The organism is Variovorax sp. GW823-FHT04B03 (assembly GCF_058796495.1).
This window is the reverse complement of the sequence record NZ_JBXAIT010000007.1, coordinates 92,318-107,422: the sequence shown is the minus strand read 5'-3', so window position 1 is coordinate 107,422 and position 15,105 is coordinate 92,318. Positions and strand designations below refer to the sequence as shown.

The 15,105-nt window shown below is 68.1% G+C and carries 16 protein-coding genes; 10 read left to right on the top strand and 6 right to left on the bottom strand.

Annotated features, from left to right (window positions below; all coding sequences use genetic code 11):
* Positions 1–59: 59 nt before the first annotated feature.
* Complete coding sequence (locus AC1RAD_RS27380; RefSeq protein ID WP_062470565.1) at positions 60–611, bottom strand: phasin family protein; 552 nt, start codon at positions 609–611, stop codon at positions 60–62.
* Between the two features lie 184 nt (positions 612–795).
* Between AC1RAD_RS27380 and AC1RAD_RS27375 the strand changes: the two genes are divergently transcribed.
* Together AC1RAD_RS27375 and AC1RAD_RS27370 are read left to right on the top strand one after the other, a co-directional pair.
* On the top strand, positions 796–1,722 hold the full coding sequence (locus AC1RAD_RS27375; protein ID WP_492738202.1) for a histone deacetylase family protein: 927 nt from the start codon (positions 796–798) through the stop codon (positions 1,720–1,722).
* Positions 1,719–2,180 (top strand): acyl-CoA thioesterase, encoded by a 462-nt coding sequence (locus AC1RAD_RS27370; RefSeq protein ID WP_492738200.1) that lies wholly within the window; start codon positions 1,719–1,721, stop codon positions 2,178–2,180. Before AC1RAD_RS27375 ends, AC1RAD_RS27370 begins: the two co-directional genes overlap by 4 nt.
* Positions 2,181–2,239: 59 nt before the next feature.
* Here AC1RAD_RS27370 and AC1RAD_RS27365 read toward each other — a convergent pair whose 3' ends face one another.
* On the bottom strand, positions 2,240–2,650 hold the full coding sequence (locus AC1RAD_RS27365) for a hypothetical protein (protein ID WP_159277576.1): 411 nt from the start codon (positions 2,648–2,650) through the stop codon (positions 2,240–2,242).
* Positions 2,651–2,700: 50 nt separating this feature from the next.
* Entirely contained in the window at positions 2,701–2,934 is a 234-nt protein-coding gene (locus AC1RAD_RS27360) for a CsbD family protein (RefSeq protein ID WP_095950977.1), read from the bottom strand.
* Between the two features lie 185 nt (positions 2,935–3,119).
* On the opposite strand from AC1RAD_RS27360, the gene pncB reads away from it, so the two are divergent.
* The 8 genes from pncB to AC1RAD_RS27320 all read left to right on the top strand — a co-directional run bounded on the left by pncB (position 3,120) and on the right by AC1RAD_RS27320 (position 12,216).
* The gene (gene pncB / locus AC1RAD_RS27355) at positions 3,120–4,340 is read left to right on the top strand and encodes a nicotinate phosphoribosyltransferase (RefSeq protein ID WP_070059637.1); all 1,221 of its coding nucleotides are present in this window, start codon (positions 3,120–3,122) and stop codon (positions 4,338–4,340) included.
* Positions 4,341–4,376: 36 nt separating this feature from the next.
* Positions 4,377–5,789, top strand: a complete 1,413-nt coding sequence (locus tag AC1RAD_RS27350; RefSeq protein WP_492738198.1) for a sodium:proton antiporter — start codon at positions 4,377–4,379, stop codon at positions 5,787–5,789.
* Positions 5,790–5,823: 34 nt separating this feature from the next.
* Positions 5,824–6,813: a 2-hydroxyacid dehydrogenase gene (locus AC1RAD_RS27345; protein WP_492738197.1), complete on the top strand. Its 990-nt coding sequence runs from the start codon at positions 5,824–5,826 to the stop codon at positions 6,811–6,813.
* Positions 6,814–6,855: 42 nt separating this feature from the next.
* Positions 6,856–8,226 carry a DNA recombination protein RmuC gene (locus AC1RAD_RS27340; protein WP_307586156.1) on the top strand — a complete coding sequence of 457 codons (1,371 nt, stop codon included), beginning with the start codon at positions 6,856–6,858 and terminating at the stop codon, positions 8,224–8,226.
* Complete coding sequence (locus tag AC1RAD_RS27335) at positions 8,223–9,386, top strand: MFS transporter (RefSeq protein ID WP_492738195.1); 1,164 nt, start codon at positions 8,223–8,225, stop codon at positions 9,384–9,386. Before AC1RAD_RS27340 ends, AC1RAD_RS27335 begins: the two co-directional genes overlap by 4 nt.
* Before the next feature lie 109 nt (positions 9,387–9,495).
* Entirely contained in the window at positions 9,496–11,034 is a 1,539-nt protein-coding gene (locus AC1RAD_RS27330; protein WP_492738193.1) for an MFS transporter, read from the top strand.
* A gap of 82 nt (positions 11,035–11,116) precedes the next feature.
* Positions 11,117–11,563: a hypothetical protein gene (locus AC1RAD_RS27325; protein ID WP_492738191.1), complete on the top strand. Its 447-nt coding sequence runs from the start codon at positions 11,117–11,119 to the stop codon at positions 11,561–11,563.
* Positions 11,564–11,565: 2 nt separating this feature from the next.
* The gene (locus tag AC1RAD_RS27320) at positions 11,566–12,216 is read left to right on the top strand and encodes a TetR/AcrR family transcriptional regulator (RefSeq protein ID WP_095744618.1); all 651 of its coding nucleotides are present in this window, start codon (positions 11,566–11,568) and stop codon (positions 12,214–12,216) included.
* 9 nt (positions 12,217–12,225) lie between these two features.
* Here the strand turns inward: AC1RAD_RS27320 and AC1RAD_RS27315 are convergent, their stop codons facing one another.
* From AC1RAD_RS27315 to earP, 3 genes are all read right to left on the bottom strand, one after another.
* Positions 12,226–13,089 (bottom strand): LOG family protein, encoded by an 864-nt coding sequence (locus AC1RAD_RS27315; RefSeq protein ID WP_070059745.1) that lies wholly within the window; start codon positions 13,087–13,089, stop codon positions 12,226–12,228.
* Positions 13,090–13,211: 122 nt separating this feature from the next.
* A complete protein-coding gene (efp, locus tag AC1RAD_RS27310; protein ID WP_062479082.1) occupies positions 13,212–13,766 on the bottom strand; it encodes an elongation factor P in 555 nt (184 codons plus the stop codon).
* 153 nt (positions 13,767–13,919) lie between these two features.
* Complete coding sequence (earP, locus tag AC1RAD_RS27305) at positions 13,920–15,005, bottom strand: elongation factor P maturation arginine rhamnosyltransferase EarP (protein ID WP_492738188.1); 1,086 nt, start codon at positions 15,003–15,005, stop codon at positions 13,920–13,922.
* Between the last annotated feature and the right edge of the window lie 100 nt (positions 15,006–15,105).

Here is a 15,105-nt window from a genome sequence, read left to right as displayed (position 1 = left end):
GACGAGGCCCTGAATTGGATCCGTGAGGACCCAAGGAGACAACTGGTGGTGGTCGGTGCTTAGCGCTTGCGCGAAGCGGTGGCCGTCTTGGCAGCGGCGACGGCTTGGGTCGACACGGCGTTGAAGTTGGCTTCGGCGACGTCCGACGCTTGCTTGACGGCCTTCTGGACCGATTCGAAAGCGTTGTTGGCGGCGGCCACGGCGCTCTTGAGCACGGCGACGGCGGTTTCCGAACCGGCGGGGGCGTTCTTCGAGGCGCTGTCGACGAGGCCGACGAAGGCTTGCTGGGCTTCAGCGGCCTTGGCTTCGAAAGCCTTCGAGAATTCGGCGCTGGTGCCTTGGGCGATGTCGTACAGGTGACGGCTGTAGGCAGCGGTCTTTTCGGCCAGGGGCTGGAACAGGCTGGCTTGCAGCGTCAGCAGCTCTTGGGCGTCCTTGACGCTCAGGGCAGCTTGAGCGGTGCTCTGGGCTTCGGTCAGGGCGGCCTTGGAAGCGGTCACGTTCAGTTCGACCAGCTTTTCAACGCCTTCGAAGGCCTTGGTGGTCAGGCCGAACAGGGTTTCGAGGTTTGCTTTTTGGGCGGCGAGGATTTGGTCAGCGGTCAGGGCCATTTGAGATCTCCAGAAAGGATGATGGGGTGGTCGATTCACGTTGCGCTGCGCCTCGTCGTCTATGTTGCGGTGCAGCATGGCCTCAAGTATAGGCAGCTGAACGAGGCGATCAAGTGGTTTTTGCTGCTCTGCAGCAATTTAGAAGCGGCCTTCTAAATCCGGCCTGCGCGGCCAGAATGCGGCCATGCGTGCTTTCTATTCCGGGCAGTTCGTCCTGCCCCTGCCGCCGGGCCACCGCTTTCCCATGTCGCGCTACGCGATGCTGCGCGACCGCCTGCAGGAGCAGCTGCCGGCCGTCGAGATGGACCCGGCCCCGCGCGCCACCGACGACGAGCTGGCGCTGGCCCACACCCCCGAATGGATCGCCGCCGTCAGCGAAGGCCGCGTGAGCCCGCAGGCCATGCGCGAGATCGGCTTTCCGTGGAGCGAGGCGATGGTCGAGCGCTCGCGCCGCTCCACCGGCGCCACCATCGCCGCCTGCCGCGCCGCCTTCGCGGGCGGCGTGGCGGCCAACATGGCGGGCGGCACGCACCACGCCTACGCGGACAGGGGCAGCGGTTTCTGCGTCTTCAACGACGTGGCGGTGGCGGCCCGGCTGATGCAGGTCGAGCAGGCCCGCGCCGGGCGGCTGCTCAGGGTGGCCATGATCGATCTCGACGTGCACCAGGGCAACGGCACCGCCCGCATCTTCCAGGGCGACCCGAGCGTGTTCACGCTGTCGGTGCACGGCCAGAAGAACTTTCCGTTCCGCAAGGAGGCGAGCGACCTCGACGTGGAGCTGCCCGACGGCTGCGGCGACACCGATTACCTGGCGGCGCTGGAGCACGCGCTCGACGAGCTCGACCGCCGCTTCTCGCCCGGCCTCGTGATCTACCTGGCCGGCGCCGACCCCTTCGAGCGCGACCGGCTCGGCCGCCTCAAGCTGAGCTTCGACGGGCTGGAGGCGCGCGACCGCCGCGTGTTCGACTGGACCTGGCAGCGCCGCATCCCCACGGCCTTCGCGATGGCCGGCGGCTACGCCAGCGACATCGCCGAGACGGTGCAGGTGCAACTGGGCACCTTCCGGGTGGCGCTCGATTACTGGCGCCGCTGGCAAAATGCCGCGCGATGAGCGCCCTCACACCACCCACCTCAACCCCCAAGCCCACGCCCCACACCCGCAGCGCCTACCGGGCGTTTCGCAGCATCCCGACGCGGTGGGCCGACAACGACATGTACGGCCACGTCAACAACGTCGTCTACTACAGCTGGTTCGACACCGCGGTGAACGCGCTGCTCATCGAGCGCGGCGCGCTCGACATCCACGGCGGCCAGACCATCGGCTTCGTGGTCGAGACGCAGTGCAACTACTTCGCGCCGGTGGCCTTCCCGCAGACGGTGGAGGCGGGCATCCGCGTGGCGCAGGCGGGCCGCTCGAGCGTGCGCTACGAGATCGCGCTGTTCGCCGAGGGTGCCGGCACCGCGGCCGCACAGGGGCACTTCGTGCATGTGTACGTCGACCGCGCGACGCAGCGGCCGGTGCCGCTGCCCGAGGCGCTGCAGCAGGTGGTCGATTCGCTGCGCGCCTGAGCGCCCGCCCATGAAAAACGGCGCCCGCAGGCGCCGTTTTTGGAGGGGCGTGACCCCGCTTACATCGTCTTCTTCATGGCCTTGATGTCGGCCTTGCCCTGGGCTTCATCAGCCTTGGCCTGCTTCACGCAAGCGTCCTTGGCCGCGCCATTCTGGTCGTCGCACTTTTCCTTCGCGACTTCATAGGTGGCCTTCACCTTCTCTTCGGCCACCTTGCGGGCATGGCTGTCGCTCGGCTGGTACTGCTGTTCCAGCTCGGCCTTGGCCACTTCTTCCTTGCCCTTGGCTTCCTTCTGGCAGACGTCCTTGGCGTTGTCCTTCATCGTGTCGCACTGGGCCTTGGCGACCTTGTAATCGGCCTCGACCTTTTCCTTGGCGACCTTGTACTCGTCCTTGGTCATCGCACCGGCCTGGCCGGCGACGAAGAAGGTGGAGGCGAGGGCGAGCATGACGAGGTGTTGTTTTTTCATGGTGTGTGTCCTTTGCGATGGGTGGCAGGGCCGGATGGCCGGCGTCTTTCTCAGTTCTTCTCGAACCAGAGTGCGTCCGGCGAGCGGCCGTCGCGAGATTCCCAGTCCTTAACCTGCTTCTCGGCCTCGTCGCGGCTGATGCCGTGGCGTTCCTGGATGCGGCCCAGCAGCTGGTCGCGCTTGCCGGCGATGACGTCGAAGTCGTCGTCGGTCAGCTTGCCCCACTGCTCCTTGATCTTGCCCTTGAGCTGCTTCCAGTTGCCTTCGATGGTGTCCTTGTTCATGCGAATCTCCTTGAGAAAGAGTGATGACCCGGCGGAACATGCCGCCGCCGTGAAATCAATGTCGCGTGGGTGATTCCCCCTGCCGGTAGGACGTGCAGGCCGGCCCTCGTAGGCACAGGCCGACGCAGGCCGTGATAATGGAACGGACGCCGACGACAGAGACCCGAGACACCGCGCACCGCACCATGATCATTCACAGCCTGCTCGACACCGACCTCTACAAGTTCACGATGATGCAGGTGGTCCTGCACCACTTTCCGGGGGCGCGGGTCGAGTACCGCTTCAAGTGCCGCAACCCGGGCGTCAACCTCGCGCAGTTCGCGGGACAGATCCGCGACGAGATCCGCAGCCTGTGCTCGCTGCAGTTCCGCGACGCCGAACTCGCCTACCTGCGCTCGATGCGCTTCATCAAGAGCGACTTCGTCGACTTCCTGGGCCTGTTCAGGCTCAACGAGAAGTACATCAACGTCATTCCCCAGCCCTCGGGCGAGCTCGAGATCCGCATCAAGGGGCCGTGGCTGCACACGATCCTGTTCGAGATCCCGGTGCTGGCCATCGTGAACGAGGTCTACTTTCGCAACACGCAGAAGAACCCCGACTTCGAGGAAGGCCGGCGCCGCCTCGACCTCAAGATCAGCCAGCTGCAGGAAGCCGGCCTGGGCGACCTCAAGATCGCCGACTACGGCACGCGCCGCCGCTTCTCGAAAGATTGGCACGAGGAAGTGCTGCGCACGCTGACCCAGCGGCTCGGCGCCGTGGCCTCGCCGCCGGCCAAGTCGCCCGCGGGCGAGCGACTGCCGCAACTGGCGGGCACCAGCAACGTGCTGTACGCCATGAAGCTCGGGCTCATTCCGCTGGGCACCATGGCGCACGAGTACCTGCAGGCCTGCCAGGCGCTGGGCCCGCGGCTGCGCGACAGCCAGATCTTCGGCTTCGAGAGCTGGGCCCGCGAGTACCGCGGCGACCTGGGCATCGCGCTGTCCGACGTGTACGGCATGAGCGCCTTCCTGCGCGACTTCGACCTGTACTTCTGCAAGCTCTTCGACGGCGCCCGCCACGACAGCGGCGACCCGTTCCAGTGGGGCGAGCGCATGCTGGCGCACTACCACGCGAACCGGGTCGATCCGCTCACCAAGACGCTGATCTTCAGCGACGGCCTCACGGTGCCGCGCACCATCGAGCTGTACCAGCAGTTCCGCGGGCGCTGCCTGCTGGCCTTCGGCATCGGCACCAACCTCACCAACGACCTGGGCTACGAGCCGCTGCAGATCGTCATCAAGATGATCCAGTGCAACGACCAGCCGGTGGCCAAGCTGTCGGACACGCCGTCCAAGAACATGTGCGAGGACGAGAAATACCTGGCCTACCTGCGCCAGGTGTTCGAGATCGAACAACCCCCCGTTTGAAGGCTGTACTGACCTGTCTGGTACGGTACAGCCCCCATGAAGAAAACGATCCGACTGACGGCAGCCGCGGCGCTGCCGATGCTCTTTCCCGCCCTGGCCTTCGCCGCCGATTTCGACGGTGCCGCGCTCTCGCCGCTGTGGGGCGTGCCGTTCGCCGGCATCCTGCTGTCCATCGCGCTGCTGCCGCTGGCCACGCCCGCGTTCTGGCACCACCACTACGGCAAGATTTCCGCCGCCTGGGCGCTGGCCTTCCTGCTGCCCTTTGCCGCGACCTACGGCGCGGGGCTGGCGGGCGTGCAGCTCGTGCATGCGCTGGTGGCCGAGTACATCCCGTTCATCATCCTGCTCACGGCGCTCTTCACCGTGGCGGGGGGCATCCACATCCGCGGCAACCTGCACGGCACGCCCGGGCTCAACACGGCGATCCTGGCCATCGGCGCGGTGCTCGCGAGCTTCATGGGGACCACGGGCGCCTCGATGCTGCTGATCCGGCCGCTGATCCGGGCCAACGACAACCGGCAGCGCAAGGTGCACGTGATCGTGTTCTTCATCTTCATCGTGTCGAACGCGGGCGGCTCGCTCACGCCGCTGGGCGATCCGCCGCTGTTCCTCGGCTTCCTCAAGGGCGTGGGCTTCTTCTGGACCGCGCAGCACATCCTGCCCGAGACGATCTTCATCCTGGCCGTGCTGCTGGCGCTGTTCTATGCCATCGACCGCCACTTCTACCGCAAGGACGGCGTGCTGCCCGTCGACCCGACGCCCGACACCCCGCGCCTGGGCTTCGACGGCGCGGCCAATTTCTGGCTCTTGGGCGGCATCGTCGCGCTGGTGCTGCTGAGCGGCTTCTGGAAATCGCCCGTGGTGTTCGACGTGTTCGGCACCGAGGTCGGCCTGCCGGGCCTGGTGCGCGACGTGGGGCTGGCGCTGATCGCCATCGTCTCGTACAAGCTCACGGCGCCCAAGGTGCACGCCGACAACCAGTTCGAGTGGGGCCCGATGGCCGAGGTGGCCAAGCTCTTCGCCGGCATCTTCCTGACCATCATCCCGGTGATCGCCATGCTCAAGGCCGGCACGCAGGGCCCGTTCGGCGCCATCGTGGCGGCCGTGACGCGCGCCGACGGCCAGCCCGACCCGGCCATGTACTTCTGGGCCACCGGCATCCTGAGCTCGTTCCTGGACAACGCGCCGACCTACCTCGTGTTCTTCAACACGGCGGGCGGCGACCCGGCGGCGCTCATGACCACCTATGCCAGCACGCTGGCCGCCATCTCGGCCGGCGCCGTGTTCATGGGCGCCAACACCTACATCGGCAATGCGCCGAACCTGATGGTCAAGGCCATCGCCGAAAGCCGCGGCGTGCGCATGCCCAGCTTCTTCGGCTACATGGCGTGGTCGGGGGCGATCCTGGTCCCGCTGTTCGTCCTGTGCACCTTCATCTTCTTCCGTTGATCCTTCCAGCCCTTCAAAGAAAGAGACACGTTCCATGAGCAGCAAGCCCAAGATCCTGGTCGCGCGCGCGGTGTTCCCTGAAACCCTCGCGCGCCTGGCGCAGCATTTCGAGGTCGAGTCGAACCAGGCCGACGAGACCTGGAGCAAGGACCAGCTGATCGCGAAGCTGCAGGGCAAGCAGGGCGCCTTCACCACCGGCAGCGAGCGCATCGACGCCGCGGTGCTCGACGCCTGCCCCGAGCTGAAGATCTGCGCCAACATGGCCGTGGGCTACAACAACTTCGACGTCGACGCCATGGCCGCACGCGGCGTGCTGGGCACCAACGCGCCCGACGTGCTGACCGAGACCACGGCCGACTTCGGCTTCGCGCTGCTCATGGCCACCGCGCGCCGCATCACCGAGAGCGAACACTTCCTGCGCGCGGGCAAGTGGGAGAAGTGGAGCTACGACATGTTCGCCGGCTCCGACATCCACGGCTCGACGCTCGGCATCATCGGCATGGGCCGCATCGGGCAGGGCATCGCCAGGCGCGGTGCGCACGGCTTCGGCATGAACGTGATCTATCACAACCGCTCGCGCCTCGATGCCGCGCTCGAGGCCGAGTGCAAGGCCCGCTATGTCGGCAAGGACGAGCTGCTCAAGACCGCCGACCACGTCGTGCTGGTCGTGCCGTACTCGCCGGCCTCGCACCACACCATCGGCGCGGCTGAGATCGCGCTCATGAAGCCGACCGCCACGCTGGTCAACATCGCACGCGGTGGCATCGTCGACGACGCGGCGCTGGCCGTGGCGCTGCGCGAGAAGCGCATCGCCGCCGCCGGCCTCGACGTGTTCGAGGGCGAGCCCAAGGTCCACCCCGACCTGCTCACCGTGCCCAACGTGGTGCTCACGCCGCACATCGCCAGCGCCACCGTGCCCACGCGACGCGCCATGGCCGATCTGGCGGCCGACAACCTCATCGCCTGGGGCACCGGCAAGGGGCCTCTGACGCCGGTCACGCCGGTGCCAGCGGCCACGAAGTAACCCGAAACCTGACCGCGAGCGCGACACGCCCCCACCTTGGAACTGACGGATCTGATTCTTCTCGCACTGGCCGCACTCGCCGTGGTGCAGCTGGTGCTGGTCATCTGGCTGCTGGCCCGCCGGCCACCCCCACCTGATCACAGCGAAATGCTGGGCGTGCTCGCCGCCATGGGCCGCGCCAACGAACGCACCGAGCGCGAGCTGCGCCACGAGATCGGCGAGGGCTCGCGCGGCGCACGCCAGGAAACCGCGCAGGCCTTCGCCACCTTCCAGCAGTCGCTGGTGCAGCAGGGCGCCGAGGCCACGCGCACGCAGAACGCGCAGCTCGACGCCTTCGCGCTGCAGCTCGCCTCGCTGCAGAAGACCCTGGCCGACACGCTGAACACCCAGCTGCAGGGCCTGAGCGAATCGAATGCGCGGCGCCTTTCCGAGGTGCGCACGACCATGGAAACCCAGCTCGCCCAGCTGCAGCAGAGCAACACCGCCAAGCTCGACGAGATGCGCAAGACCGTCGACGAAAAACTGCAGAGCACGCTCGAGGCGCGCCTGGGCGAAAGCTTCAAGCAGGTGGCCGACCGGCTCGAGCAGGTGCACAAGGGCCTGGGCGAGATGCAGACGCTGGCCGTCGGCGTCGGCAGCCTGCAGCGCGTGCTGACCAACGTGAAGACGCGCGGTGTGTTCGGCGAGGTGCAGCTCGAGGCGTTGCTCGAGCAGGTGCTCACGCCCGAGCAGTACGCGCGCCAGGTCGAGACCAAGCCGCGCAGCGGCCAGCGCGTCGACTTCGCGATCCGCTTTCCGGGGCGCGGCGACGACGGCGCGCCGGTGTGGCTGCCGATCGACGCCAAGTTTCCGCGCGACGACTACGAACGCCTCATCGACGCCCACGAGCGCGCCGATGCGGCCGGCGCCGAGGCCGCGGCCAAGGCGCTCGAGACGCGCATCCGCGTCGAGGCCAAGTCGATCGCCGAGAACTACCTCGCGGCACCGCACACCACCGATTTCGCGATCCTGTTCCTGCCGGTCGAAAGCCTCTACGCCGAGGTGCTGCGCCGCCCCGGACTGATGGACGCGATCCAGCGCCAGCACCGCGTGACGCTGGCCGGCCCGACCACCTTGCTCGCCATGCTCAACAGCCTGCACATGGGCTTTCGCACGCTCGCGCTGGAGCGCCAGGCCTCCGAAGTCTGGAAGGTGCTGGGCGCGGTCAAGACCGAGTTCGAGCGCTACGGCGAATGGGTGGCGCGCATCAAGGAACAGGTGGCGAAGGCTTCCGACACCATCGACAAGGCCGACACGCGTGCCAAGCAGATGCGCCTGGCGCTGCGCAAGGTCGAGGCCTTGCCCGAGGCGCAGTCGCAGGCGCTGCTGCCGCCCACAGCCGACACTGACAGCGAGGGCGACGACACCCCGTGAAAGGTTCTGAACTGCTGCGCGTCATCGTGGCGCAGGTCTGTTTGCACGCCACGATGGCGGGCATGCGGCTCGCCACACCGCTGCTCGCGCTGCAGCAAGGCTACAGCGCGGCGGCCGTCGGCCTGCTGATCGCGCTGTTCGCGCTGACCCAGGTGTTTCTGGCGCTGCCGGCCGGGCGCTTCGCCGACCGGCACGGGCTCAAGCGACCGCTGTGGTTGTCGGTGATCGCGGCCTCGGGCGGGGCAGGGCTGGCGCTGGTTTTCCCGGTGTTCCCCGTCATGTGCATCGCCGCGCTGCTGACCGGTGGCGCCACCGGCGCGACCGTCATCGCGCTGCAGCGGCACGTGGGGCGCTCGGCCACCGACCCGACGCAGCTCAAGCGCGTGTTCAGCTGGCTGGCCATCGCGCCGGCGGCGGCGAATTTCGTCGGGCCCTTCCTGGCCGGGATGCTGATCGACCACGCCGGTCGCGCGCCGGCCGACCTGCTGGCCTTTCGCATCTGCTTCGCCGTGATGGCCTTCCTGCCGCTGCTGTGCTGGCTGCTGGCGCGCGGCGCGCACGAGCCGCTGCGGGTGGCGCCGGTGCCGGGCGCCGCGCCCACGCGGGCCTGGGACCTGCTGCGCGAGCCGATGTTCCGCCGCCTGCTGTTCGTGAACTGGCTGCAGTCGTCGAGCTGGGACGTGCACGCCTTCGTGCTGCCGGTGCTGGGCCACGACCGGGGCATCAGCGCCTCGGTGATCGGCTCCATCCTCGGCGCCTTCGCGATCGCCGCGGCAGTCATCCGCATCGTGTTGCCGCTGATCGCGTCGCGTGCGTCGGAGCGCAGCGTGATCCTGAGCTCGACCGTCGTCACTGCGGCCGTGTTCGCCATCTACCCGCTGCTGAATTCACCGTGGACCATGGGCATCTGCTCCGTGGTGCTGGGCTTCGCGCTCGGCGCGGTGCAACCGATGGTGATGAGCATGCTGCACCAGATCACGCCGCATGCCCGGCACGGCGAGGCGCTGGGGCTGCGGCTGATGACCATCAACGCATCGAGCGTCGCGATGCCGATGCTGTTCGGCTCGCTCGGCGCGCTGATCGGCATTGCCGGCGTGTTCTGGGTGGTGGGCGGTGTACTGGCATTGGGCGCCAAGGCGACCTGGGGATTGAAGCTGTGACGGCGGTTTGAATCCCACGTTGCAAATAACAGTAATTCTCATTTGATTGACAGAATACTGACTCGAAGTCAGTATCGGCGCCTTCTTTCTTCCTGACCCGAAGGCGTCCATGGACTCCCATTCCCCGTCGGCGGCTGCCGACCCGCGCCGCCGCCTGGCCCTGGTGGCGGCGGTCTACCTCGGCAGCTTCATCGCCACGCTCGACGTGAGCATCGTCAACGTGGCGCTGCCCACGCTGCAGCGCGCGCTCGCCACCGACCTGGCCGGGCTGCAGTGGGTGATCGACGTCTATGCGCTGTGCCTGTCGGCCTTCATGCTGTCGGCCGGCCCGATCGGCGACCGCTACGGCCGCAAGCGCGCCTGGCTGGCCGGCGTGGTGGTCTTCACCGTGGGCTCGGCGATGTGCGCGATGGCGTCGGGGCTGCCGATGCTGCTGGCGGGCCGCGCGGTGCAGGGCGTGGCCGGTGCGCTGATGATCCCGGGCGCGCTGTCGCTGCTGGCGCATGCCTTTCCCGAGCCGGCCAGCCGCGCGCGGGTGATCGGCGGCTGGTCGTCCTTCACGGCGCTGTCGCTGATCCTCGGGCCGATGCTCGGCGGGCTGCTGGTGGACCACGCGGGCTGGCAGAGCATCTTCCTCATCAACCTGCCGATCGGCGTGCTGACCGTGGCGCTGGGCATGTGGGGCCTGCGCGAGTCCTCGCACCCCGAGCATGCGGCGCTCGACCCGGCGGGCCAGGTGCTCAGCGTGCTCTGGCTGGGCGCGCTCACCTACGGGCTCATTGCCGCGGGCGAACACGGCTGGGGCTCGCGCCACGCGGTGGTCGCGCTCGTCGCGGCGGGTGTCGGATTGGCGCTGTTCCTGGCGGTGGAAGCGCGCGTGGAACGGCCGCTGCTGCCGCTCGCGCTGTTCCGCGATGCGCGCTTTTCGGTCACCAACTTCGCCTCGTTCGTGCTGGGCTTCTCGACCTACGCCAGCCTGTTCTTCTTCTCGCTGTTCCTGCAGCAGGTGCAGGGCTGGTCGGCCAGCGAGACCGGCTGGCGGCTGGTGCCGCAGTTCGTGGCGACCGGCCTCGTGGCCTCGCAGTTCGGCCGGCTGGCGCGCCGCTTCGAGGTGCACACGCTGATGGTCGCGGGCTACGGGCTGATCGGCGTGGCAATGCTGTTGCTGACGCTGTTCTCGGCCGACACGCCGTACCTGCCGCTGGCGCTGCTCTTCGTGGCGTTGGGGGCGGGCGCGGGCCTGGCCGTGCCGGCCACGAGCACGGCGGTGATGGCCTCGGTGCCTGCGCAGCGCTCGGGCATGGCGTCGGCGACCATGAACGCGCTGCGCCAGGGCGGCATGCTGATCGGCATCGCGCTGCTTGGCACGCTGATGCGCACGCGCGCCACCGCGCTGATGGCCGAGTCGCTCGCGCGTGCCGGCGTGCCCGATGCACCGCAGGCGGCCGTGGCGGCGGTGTCTCGCCACGACCTCGGCGCGCTGGCCGCGCTCGATCCGGGCATGGCACAGCGGCTCCTGAGCGATGCGCTCGCGGGCGGCTTCCACGCCGCGATGGCCTGTGCCGGCGTGGCCGGCCTGGTGGCGGCGGGGCTGCTGCTGCGCGTCAGGCCGCGGGCTGCCGCGCTCGCAGCCGCCACGCGCGCGTGAGCCGTTCGCCATGCCCGCCGTCCGCATTCCCTTCCTGCGCCGCAATGCCCGGCGCCTTCCGGTTGTCTACAAGGAGACTTTCATGATCCGTCACGAACTCAGTCAATGGCCGCTGGTCATCAGCGTGTCCGCAGGCCTGCAGACGCTGGAAAGCCTGCAGGCCTTCACCGAGGACTGGAACCGCTGGCTCGACCGCGGCGAGCCCTTTGTCTCGCTGCGCGTGTTCGCGGACGCCGATGCGCTGGTGCATCCCGAGGGCAGTGCCCAGAGTGCCAGGCAGTGGCTGCAGGCGCGCGGCGCCGACATCCGCCGCCATATGATGGGCATGGCGAGCGTGGTGCCCGCCGACCAGTTCGAGAAGATCAGCAAGATGAACGTCGAAAAACTCTTCGGCATTCCCGCCAGCACCTTCGCCCGCACCGACGAGGCCCTGGCCTGGCTGCGCGAGCGCGTGCTGGCCCTGCGCGGCCTGCGTCTCGATGCCGCGGCCGTGCACGCCGCCATCGACACGGCACGCGCCGGTACCTGAGCATGACAAGCAGCAGCCCCGACGACGTTCCCGCCACCGCCGCACGTCGCCGCACCAAGGCGCCGCAGACCCGCGCCGTCGCGCTGATGGACGCCGCCGAGCAGCTGTTCATCGCCAAGGGCATCCCCGCCACCAGCATCGACGACATCGCCGCCGGCGCGCAGGTGGCCAAGGGCACCTTCTACCTGTACTTTCCGTCGAAGGAGGCGCTGCTCGGCGCGCTGCAGCAGCGCTTCGTCGACACCTTCTGCGCCCGCCTGCAGGAGGCGATGGACCGCCACGCGCCGGGCAAGTACCGCGCGCGGCTCAAGGCCTGGGTGGAAGCGGGGCTGGAGACCTACCTGGACAACGTCGCGCTGCACGACGTGGTGTTCCACGAGTACCGGCCCGAGGACCGGCGCATGCGCAACGACAACGTCGTCATCACGCAGCTGGTCACCCTGCTGAAGCAGGGCGACGCCGCGGGCGTGTGGGAGGTCGAGGACGCGACGCTGACGGCCGTCATCCTCTTCAATGCGCTGCACGGCGTGGCCGACGATGCCGTGGCCATGGGGCCGCACGCGAACCCCGTGGCCGACCGCCGCCGCCGCGCCCGCGCGCTCACGCGCTTCTTCGAGCAGGCCCTGCGGCCCGACGACAGCGACGACGCCTGACCGGGGCGGTCAGAGCTTGTAGAAACGCTTGATGGCGTCCCACGCGTCTTCGGGCGCGTCGACGTATTCGAAGAGCTTCACGTCGCCGGGCGAGATCACGCCTTCGTCGACCAGGAAGTCGAAGTCGATCAGCTTCTTCCAGTAGTCCGAGCCGAAGAGCACGATCGGCACCGGCTTCGACTTCTTGGTCTGCACCAGCGTGATCACCTCGAACAGCTCGTCGAGCGTGCCGAAGCCGCCCGGGAACGCCACCAGCGCCTTCGCACGCATCATGAAATGCATCTTGCGGATCGCGAAGTAGTGGAACTTGAAGCTCAGCGCCGGCGTGACGTAGGGGTTGGCTTCTTCTTCCATCGGCAGCGCGATCGCCAGGCCGACCGAGAGGCCGCCGGCTTCATGCGCGCCGCGGTTGGCCGCCTGCATGATGCCGGGGCCGCCGCCGGTGCATACGAAGAGCTTGTCCTGCGGTTCCTTCTTCTCGCTGTACTGCGCGACCAGCTTGCCGAAGGTGCGCGCCTTCTCGTAGTAGTGCGAGTTGCGCGAGAGCCGGCGCCAGCGCTCGGCCAGGGCCGTGTCGCCGGCCGCCTCGGCCTGCGCGACCAGCGCGGCGGCTTCGTCCTCGCTGCGGAAACGCGCGCTGCCGAAGACCACCACCGTGTTTTCGATGCCGTGGGCGCGCTGCTCGAGGTCGGGCTTCATCAGCTCGAGCTGCATGCGGATGCCGCGCGTTTCGCGGCGCAGCAGGAACTCGGGGTCGGCGAAGGCCAGGCGCGAGGGATCGGGATCGAGGGGCAGGCCCCGGTCGGAATGGGACTGCAGCGTGGCCCAGGCATCGGCCAGGCGCTTGTCGTGAATGTTGTGCGTGTTGTTCATGAAACGGTCGTCGAACGGAATTGGCTTGGCATTGTGCGCCGATGCAACCCGCGTGCCCGCCAACGAAAAAGGCTCCTTGCGGAGCCTTCGTCGTGGTGGTGGTCAGCCGGGTGCAGACGCGCTCAGACGCGCTTGCGGTATTCGCCGGTGCGGGTGTCGATTTCGATCTTGTCGCCTTGCGACACGAACAGCGGCACGCCGACTTCGAAGCCGGTGGCGATCTTGGCGGGCTTCATGACCTTGCCCGAGGTGTCGCCCTTGACGGCCGGCTCGGTCCAGGTGATTTCGCGCTCGACGCTGGTGGGCAGTTCGACCGAGATGGCCTTGCCGTCGTAGAACACCACTTCGACGGCCATGCCGTCTTCGAGGTAGTTCAGGGCGTCACCCATGTTCTCGGCTTCGACTTCGTACTGGTTGTACTCGGCGTCCATGCAGACGTACATCGGATCGGCGAAGTAGGAGTAGGTGCACTCCTTCTTGTCCAGCACGATCTGGTCGATCTTGTCGTCGGCCTTGAAGACCACTTCGGTGTTGAAGTTGGCGATCAGGCTCTTCATCTTCATGCGCACGGTGGCGCTGTTGCGGCCGCCGCGGCTGTATTCGGTCTTGAGGACGACCATCGGGTCCTTGCCGTGCATGATGACGTTGCCGGCGCGGATTTCTTGAGCGATTTTCATATCAGGTTCTCTGGATGTTGGCCGCTCGGTGCGCGGGGCCCTCGGCGCTGCATGCCGTCGTATCTGGCCCCGCCGTACATGTCCCGCGGCAGGTTTGGCGAAAGGCGTCCCCGACCGTGGCGGTCAGGGCTGAATTCCGCAAAGCCCACTATTTTAGCTTTTTCCGGCGACCAGCTGCCGCAGTTGGGTGAGCAGATCGTCCTGCGCGAGCAGCCTGTCGCGCGCCGCACGGGCGGTTTCGCGCCAGGCCTCCAGCGGGCCGGGCGCGGACAGGGGCGCGTCGCCGAAGCCGTTCCAGGCGTGGTGAAAAAGCCGCAGCTCCGGCGGGGCGCCGAGCCAGTCGAGCCAGGCGTTGAGCTTGACGTGGTGCGCGTCGTCGTCCTGCGGGTAGATCTGCCAGACCAGCGGCGCGCCGGCCCAGAGGGCGCGCACCAGCGAGTCCTCGCCGCGCACGAAGTTGAGGTCGCAGGCCCACAGCAGGTGGTCGAAATCCGCCTGGCTGAGGTAGGGGAGGTATGAAATTGATAGCGAACTTTGAACGTCCAACGGGCGATCTGACATGCACGCCCGCACCGCATGCGCGGCCCGGCCCGCGGTGACGAGCAGCCGCGTGGGCACCGGGTCGGCGGCCAGCTGGGCGAGCAGTGCGGCCAGCGCGGGCGGCTCATAACAGAAGAGCGACACCAGGCGCTCGCCTTCCTGCCAGGGAATCTGCTGCGCCTCCAGCCAGCGCGCCCGGTCGAAGCGCGCCTGGCGCGCCATCAGGTCGGGCTCGCGCAGCAGGCCGCCGGTCGCGGGCGTGAAGCCGGGGTAGAAGAAACGTTTCGTCAGCCCGGCGCCCGGGCCCTTGAACACGGGCGAGGGCAGCCGGTGGAGTTTCTCGACATAGGGCTCGGCCGACAGGTACTCGAGGTTGATCCAGGCCTGCGCAGGGCCCGGGGCCTGCGCGAAACGCGCGATGAGTTCCGGCTCCGGGTCGCAGCCGAAGGCCTCGACCAACACGTCAGGCACCGAATCGGCGACGGCGCGTCGCACGGCTTCGGCGTCGGACCAGTCGATCACCTGCACGCCGTCGCAACCGGCCGGTGCCATCCAGTGCAGTGCCGTCGGGTCGTCGACCCACAACCGCGCGCGTTCACCCGCCGCCGCCAGCTGGCTGGCCAGGCGCCAGCAGACACCCAGGTCGCCGTGGTTGTCGATGACCTTGCAGAAGATGTCCCATTGCATGCGCGTGCCCATGGCCGCGAGTGTGCCTGTCTTCGCGGTCGCTCAGGCGCGGGCGAAAACGCGGCCCGCTTGCTATGCTGCCCCTCGCCACAACAACCATCGGAGAGAGCCA

Excerpts from the sequence above, each read along its gene's own strand:
- AC1RAD_RS27320 (WP_095744618.1), top strand. The coding sequence starts at position 11,566 with ATGACAAGCAGCAGCCCCGACGACGTTCCCGCCACCGCCGCACGTCGC.
- AC1RAD_RS27350 (WP_492738198.1), top strand. The coding sequence starts at position 4,377 with ATGAAGAAAACGATCCGACTGACGGCAGCCGCGGCGCTGCCGATGCTC.
- AC1RAD_RS27325 (WP_492738191.1), top strand. The coding sequence starts at position 11,117 with ATGATCCGTCACGAACTCAGTCAATGGCCGCTGGTCATCAGCGTGTCC.
- pncB (WP_070059637.1), top strand. The coding sequence starts at position 3,120 with ATGATCATTCACAGCCTGCTCGACACCGACCTCTACAAGTTCACGATG.
- AC1RAD_RS27315 (WP_070059745.1), bottom strand. The coding sequence starts at position 13,089 with ATGAACAACACGCACAACATTCACGACAAGCGCCTGGCCGATGCCTGG.
- AC1RAD_RS27330 (WP_492738193.1), top strand. The coding sequence starts at position 9,496 with ATGGACTCCCATTCCCCGTCGGCGGCTGCCGACCCGCGCCGCCGCCTG.
- AC1RAD_RS27375 (WP_492738202.1), top strand. The coding sequence starts at position 796 with ATGCGTGCTTTCTATTCCGGGCAGTTCGTCCTGCCCCTGCCGCCGGGC.
- earP (WP_492738188.1), bottom strand. The coding sequence starts at position 15,005 with ATGGGCACGCGCATGCAATGGGACATCTTCTGCAAGGTCATCGACAAC.
- AC1RAD_RS27345 (WP_492738197.1), top strand. The coding sequence starts at position 5,824 with ATGAGCAGCAAGCCCAAGATCCTGGTCGCGCGCGCGGTGTTCCCTGAA.
- efp (WP_062479082.1), bottom strand. The coding sequence starts at position 13,766 with ATGAAAATCGCTCAAGAAATCCGCGCCGGCAACGTCATCATGCACGGC.
- AC1RAD_RS27365 (WP_159277576.1), bottom strand. The coding sequence starts at position 2,650 with ATGAAAAAACAACACCTCGTCATGCTCGCCCTCGCCTCCACCTTCTTC.
- AC1RAD_RS27380 (WP_062470565.1), bottom strand. The coding sequence starts at position 611 with ATGGCCCTGACCGCTGACCAAATCCTCGCCGCCCAAAAAGCAAACCTC.
- AC1RAD_RS27370 (WP_492738200.1), top strand. The coding sequence starts at position 1,719 with ATGAGCGCCCTCACACCACCCACCTCAACCCCCAAGCCCACGCCCCAC.
- AC1RAD_RS27360 (WP_095950977.1), bottom strand. The coding sequence starts at position 2,934 with ATGAACAAGGACACCATCGAAGGCAACTGGAAGCAGCTCAAGGGCAAG.